General features: G+C 64.7%; 6 protein-coding genes. All 6 read right to left on the reverse strand.

The window, feature by feature from the left end; all coding sequences use genetic code 11:
- Positions 1–254 (reverse strand): transposase (locus BLU79_RS47155; RefSeq protein ID WP_143052610.1); only part of this gene is annotated, 254 nt, incomplete at its 3' end.
- 350 nt (positions 255–604) lie between these two features.
- Positions 605–2,338, reverse strand: coding sequence for a caspase family protein (locus BLU79_RS47165; RefSeq protein ID WP_093912223.1), 1,734 nt, complete (start codon positions 2,336–2,338; stop codon positions 605–607).
- Positions 2,335–2,718 carry a hypothetical protein gene (locus BLU79_RS47170; RefSeq protein ID WP_093912224.1) on the reverse strand — a complete coding sequence of 128 codons (384 nt, stop codon included), beginning with the start codon at positions 2,716–2,718 and terminating at the stop codon, positions 2,335–2,337. Before BLU79_RS47170 ends, BLU79_RS47165 begins: the two co-directional genes overlap by 4 nt.
- A 185-nt stretch (positions 2,719–2,903) precedes the next feature.
- Positions 2,904–3,674, reverse strand: coding sequence for a transposase (locus BLU79_RS47175; RefSeq protein ID WP_093912225.1), 771 nt, complete (start codon positions 3,672–3,674; stop codon positions 2,904–2,906).
- A gap of 32 nt (positions 3,675–3,706) precedes the next feature.
- Positions 3,707–4,438 (reverse strand): DUF6082 family protein, encoded by a 732-nt coding sequence (locus BLU79_RS47180; protein WP_093912226.1) that lies wholly within the window; start codon positions 4,436–4,438, stop codon positions 3,707–3,709.
- Positions 4,439–4,709: 271 nt separating this feature from the next.
- The coding region (locus BLU79_RS47185) for a transposase family protein (RefSeq protein ID WP_093911335.1) at positions 4,710–4,951 on the reverse strand (242 nt) is incomplete at its 5' end.

Genomic DNA, 4,951 nt, shown 5'->3' on the forward strand with positions numbered 1-4,951 from the left:
AGCCGCTGCCAGACGCCGGCCTCGTTCCAGTCCCGCAGACGGCGCCAGCAGGTCATGCCCGAGCCGAAGCCGAGGTCTTGCGGCAGGTACTCCCACTGGATGCCGGTGTGCAGCACGTACAGGATCCCGCAGAGCACTTCGCGGTCCGGCAACGGCTTGCGGCCCGGATGCCGAAAGCGCCGCTCACGCTGAGGCAGCAGCGGCTCCAAGCGGTCCCACAGCTCGTCGGACACGATCCACGGTGATCTCCCCACACCCGGCCGAACGCGCAAATACCGCCTCGGACACGGCGATCAGCGCCGATGCACCTCATTGTGTTAGCCGTTGTAAGTGCCGCCGCCCCTGCGGCGAACTTCTGAGCCTTCCTCTTCTTCCAGACCTGCCAACGTTTCGGGTTGTAATCCAGGTCGTGACGGGCGGCGTTGAGGAACGCTACCTGTGCGTCTTTGTAGGAGTTCATCTCGTCTTCGAGCGTGCTGATGATCGGGCCGCGATGGGTCATCTGCGCGGCCTGATCGTGGCACGAGACCAGGAAATCGCCCCCTCGGACCCGCCCGTCATGCTCTCGGCACTGGCGAACTACCTGGGCGCCAACGACGCCGGGTCACTCCAAGATCGCACTACCAATCGCGAAGAAAAGAGCCAGGGGCAGGATGAACTGGGCCACAGCCACCACGACGCGTACCGAGTTCATCAAGTACGTCATAAGTGAACTGGGGCGAGGTTTTCCTGAGCCCACGGTAGCGACAGCAGCGACAGCGCGCCGGGCGAACCTTCCGACCATCAGCGTGGCGAGCGCCGCGACGGCCGCGAGCACCGCGCTCATCGTCAGGATAGAGACGTCGGCCGCCGTCGCGGTCACGGCCTTGTCGAAGGTAATCCCCTGTTCTGTGGAAGTGGCGATGTCCGTTCCGACGTAGTAGATCGACAAAATGCTTTGCAATATGCACAGCACCGTGGCGACCCCTGCCAGCAAAGTGCACGAGGACAGGATGAGTGCCCGCTTTACGTCCGGTCGGATTTCTGGGATGGGTTCGGTACGCGAAGGAGTGCCCTCCGTGGCCACGTGCTCAGCGGTTGTCTTCGGGGTTATCTCCGCGTCCACCTGTAATGTGGCCTCGCCGACGGGTCCTTTGAGGGCGATATGCCCGTGCAAAAGGCCGGCTTGTGATGTGTCGACCGTCACCGCGAAGCCGGTCTCCGTCCGTACCACGATGATGCGGTCGTCCTGCGGACGGACCTCGTCGCAGTGCTGTGCGAGGGGCGGCCCGGTGAGGCGAACTTCCATGTTCGGCGATGTCGATTCCTGGGCCAGCGTTCCGAAGTACAGCTTGGACGGGTCGGGGATCAGCTTGACATCTCGCAAGGCAGCGCTCGCTTCGTCGGCGACCCACTGGATGTCCCGCTGTGACATCTGGACCAGCGCCTCGCGCGCACCCGCTGCCTTTTCGAGGTGGGTGCTGGCCATACGCGAGCGAAGTTCCGCGATGGCGCCCCGTCGGCTGAAGACGTCTGGGCTCGAGATGGCCTCCCGTAGGTCATCCGGCGGTTGCATGGGTTTGATTTTCTTCCGGCTGCTGTGCGCCAGGTACAGATCGCCTTGGAGGTTGATGGTGCGGCTCGGTGTCTGGCGTGGGTTCTCCTGCCGCACCCGGTCGTACACGTAGTCATAGAGTTCGTCGAGCGATACCAGACCGTCTTCATCGCGATCTGCATCCCCCGTGGTGAGGCCGTGCACAAGTGCACCGGTGAAAACCGACGGTCGAGGAGTCCCGAACTCGCCGCTGAGCTGAGTGCCCTCGAACGCGTACTGCATGGAGTTGGACGCGGTGATCACCGCCCAGCCGCGACCGCGACCGAATTTCGACTCCGAGAAGGCCTCGAGGACGTGCACTTCTTCACCTGCCCGCATGGTCATACCCCGGGAGAAGGCACCGCCATAACAGCAGTCGAGGAAGAGTACGATGCTCCGTGCCCGGCTGTCCGCCATGCACTTACGAACGAAGTCCGACGCCACCGCGGTAGAGATGAGCCGCCCCGGCACGGTGTCGGTCGCCGCGAAGAAGAGCTCTCCCGACTCGCTCTTCAGGCCGTGGCAGGAGAAGTGCAGGATGAGTGCGTCGCCCGGCCTGCGCTCGGCGAAGAAGTCGTTGATCTTCCTCTCTATCTCATGCCGCGGCTCGTTCCTGGACACCTGTACCTCAAATTCCCCAATCTTCGGGTCGGCAAGGACGGTCGCCAGGGCCATCGCGTCCTCGGCGGGTGCCACCAACTGCTTGAGTCCCGCGTTCTGATAGTCATCGTTGGCGATGATCAGGGCATGCCGTGAGCCGGTCATGAGGTGGCCTCATGAGGGGAATGCCGGTTGACGAAGAGCTCGAACGACCGGTCCAGTTGTGCCAAGGATGCGTCTGAAATTACCAGCACGTCACCGTCCATCTCCAGCCGGATGGTCGGGTGACTCTGGCTCCGTCGCCACCAGTCCGTGACCAGGGAAAGCACGTCCCGGAGGGCTGTGACGGAAGTCCCAAGGCTGACAAGAAGGGCGCCCGCCTCGACGACTACACCCCGCGCACCGGCGGGAGGATCACCGCGCGACACGACTGTTACTTCGTCAACTTCCAGTTGAAGCAGATCCTGCCGCAGAACGCCCGCCAACCCCTCCAGACGCTCAGCTTCCGCTCCCTCTTCGCAAAGGAATATCTGCAGCGAGTTCACCGGCTCACCCCTCGGGGAAGGAGGACGGTGCTGACACTTTCCAGTCTGGGCTTGAACAGTAAGCTCCGGCAACCGCAGGGCAGCGCGCATACCGCCGGTATTCCTGCCAGGACGCCTAACTAAAGGTTGTCCCGTAAACGATCTTCTACGGGTTGAGGCGCAGGGCTGACCAGTGGGACCAGCCGTTATCCCGTGAGAGCGAGATTGTGGAGGCGGGCGATGCCGAGCATGGCGTAGTGGACGCCGTCGCCTTTCAGGCGGCAGTCGCGGAGGATCTTCCAGCCCTTCATCCGAGCGAAGGCATGCTCGACTCGGGCGCGGACCTTGCGGTGCGAGGCGTTGTGATCCTCTTTCCATGACGGCAGTTCGGTCTGACCGCGCGCGCGGCGATGCGGAATGACCAGACCGGTGCCCCGGTAGCCGCCGTCCGCGATCACCGTGGTCCTGCCGACAGCGTCCTTGGCGCCTGATAGCTCCCATGCCTTGCAGTCATTGCGGTTGCCGGGCAGCGGTCGGCCGACCACGACGACGAGTCGGCTGTCGGCGTCGATCACGATCTGGTGGTTGGTGGAGTACCGATAGTTCTTGGACTGCTCGGCTACCTCGTGGTCACGGGTGGGAACCAGGGTGCCGTCCACGATCAGGACAGTGTCCTTGGAGAACCGGCGCCGCGGCCGCAGAGACATCAGCGGGCCGAGGTGGTCGATGATCCGGTCTGCCGCAGACTTCGAGATGCCGAACAGCAGGGCCAGCTGGCGCATCGTCAAGTTCGTGCGCCAGTAGGCCGCGACCAGCAGCACTCGGTCCTCCAGAGGCAGGCTCCAGGGCCGTCCCCGGCCAACCGCGTCGGCCCCCTCACGCCGCAGCGCGGTCACCAACTTCCCGAAGCAGCGCGGGCTCAGCCCGGAGAACGGGCCTATCCAAGACGGCTCCGACGCCGTGATCGCACCAGTCACACCATGATCATCCAACTCGTGCCCAACGGCCCTCAGCGCCGACTGCGCAACAGCGATCCGAGTGCCAAGCCGGTACCCAGGCCGATCAGGGCGCCGGCCGCCGTCCGCCATACGGGCGCCGCTCCTGCGGCAGGCACGTCGGGCGGACTCGGGGCGACGGCCGAGCGCGTCGGCGGTCCGGCAGCAACAGCGCGAGCGTGCTCCTCGCCCACGATGGCCAGGAAGCGACGACCGATACGGCTTCCTGACGAACTGGCGGTCCATGAGGTGCGGGCCCTGCTCCAGTAGTGCCGCCCAGCCTCTCCGGTGAACATCCCGGACAGCATGTCCCGCAGGAGAGGCTCGCGAATGGTCCCGATCTCGTAACCCATCCACGCGTAGTTCATCATGAGGTCGGCATAGACATGCCGCTTCCGCTCATGGGGATCGGCGATGTCCGTGTAGCCCCAGACAGGCTGGTAAAGCGCCATGTCCTCAAGTTCCAGGCGAACCAGCTCAAGGTAGTAGCTGCGAATCCCCTGGACCTGCTCCGCCCTGGCCTGCCGGTTCTGAACAATCAGCGAACCGGCAACACCGGCCAACGCGAGCGCCGAGACGATCGCCGACGTGAAGCCGTACGCGGCGCCGATCTGACTCAGCCTGTTCCAGTCCACGCCCTTGGAACCGGCGACGTCCTGCAGCACGAAAGGCGACAACAACAGCGCCGCCAGCACGGCCGCCGCAACTGCGACCAGCCCCAGAGCCCTGCCCACCCGGCGAGCCACTGATGCTCCAGCCGCAGACCGATGACGAGCTATCAGGTAAATCACCCCCAGGCGAGCCTGCCCCAGTGGCTAGGCCGAACCATGGGGCAGCCTATGCGCAGCCGTCATGCTCGGCAGCGCCCGCCTGCACCAGCTCACCTTCGCCGACCGGGCGAGCGCCCCTTGCCGAGGAACCGCCGCCGCATCGGCCCGAAGATCGATTACGGGACAGCCCTTACGACCTCGTGCATGGTTGGCCGTGGCACGTCGAGGTCTACGGCACTGACGGTGTTCACCCTCGAAAGCTGCGGGAGAGGCTGGCGGATTGTTGGTGTGAGAGCAGTCCGGCGACGGCTTGGACGATGTCGCTCATGTGCTCGCGGCGGCCAAGGTGACGGGCGAGAGCCCGCCAGTTCTTCAGATGCGCGATGCCGTGCTCGACGCGGATGCGCCGTGAGGAGTGCGCCTTGCGTTGCTGCTCGTGCCTCTCCTCGTACCAGGCGGGAGCGTTCTTCTTGAACTTGCGGTGTGGCG

Origin of the sequence: Streptomyces sp. cf386, assembly GCF_900103585.1 — a bacterium.
Taxonomy (GTDB): domain Bacteria; phylum Actinomycetota; class Actinomycetes; order Streptomycetales; family Streptomycetaceae; genus Streptomyces.